At 62.9% G+C, this 585-nt stretch carries 2 pseudogenes; one reads left to right on the top strand and one right to left on the bottom strand.

The features are described from left to right. Positions 1 to 252: pseudogene (locus A5688_RS06455) on the bottom strand (acetyl-CoA C-acetyltransferase); the annotation flags it as partial. A gap of 133 nt (positions 253 to 385) precedes the next feature. On the opposite strand from A5688_RS06455, the pseudogene A5688_RS06450 reads away from it, so the two are divergent. After that, positions 386 to 585 (top strand): annotated as a pseudogene (locus tag A5688_RS06450) (acetyl-CoA C-acetyltransferase); the annotation flags it as partial.

Raw genomic sequence — 585 nt, 5'->3', positions numbered from 1 at the left:
CGTGGTGCCCGGAATGGTCACCGGCCATCCAGCGGCCAACACGGCGAACCGCGCGATGTTGCTTGACTGATCACCGATTTGGGACACGCATCCCCAGATGACATCGTCGATGCTGGCGGGGTCGAGACCAGTACGAGTCATCAACGCGCTTAGCACATCGGCGGACATGTCCACCGGATGCGTCTGCGCCAGCGACCCGCCGCGCTTTCCGATCGCTGTTCGTACCGCATCGACGATCACCACATCGCGCATGCCCTCACCTCACCGTGAACTTGCCAATGGCACTCGACTGCTATCTAATCATCTCAAACAGTATCCTAAATGAGGGGATCGAGAGACCGTGAACCAGAGGCCGCTGGACCGGGACGCCGTGATCGTAGGTGCCGTGCGCACTCCGGTGGGGCGCCGTCACGGCGCGCTGGCCGGAATCGCCGCCGGGGAGTTGTCGGCATTGGTGTTGCGCGCCTTGGCCGATCGCACGGGCATCGACCCCGGCAGCATCGATGACGTCATCTGGGGATGCGTGTCCCAAATCGGTGATCAGTCAAGCAACATCGCGCGGTTCGCCGTGTTGGCCGCTGGATG

The sequence above is a fragment of the Mycobacterium mantenii genome (assembly GCF_001667865.1).
Classification (GTDB): Bacteria; Actinomycetota; Actinomycetes; order Mycobacteriales; family Mycobacteriaceae; genus Mycobacterium; species Mycobacterium mantenii_A.
Note: the sequence above shows the minus strand (reverse complement) of the source record. Positions and strands in the feature narration are given on the sequence as shown.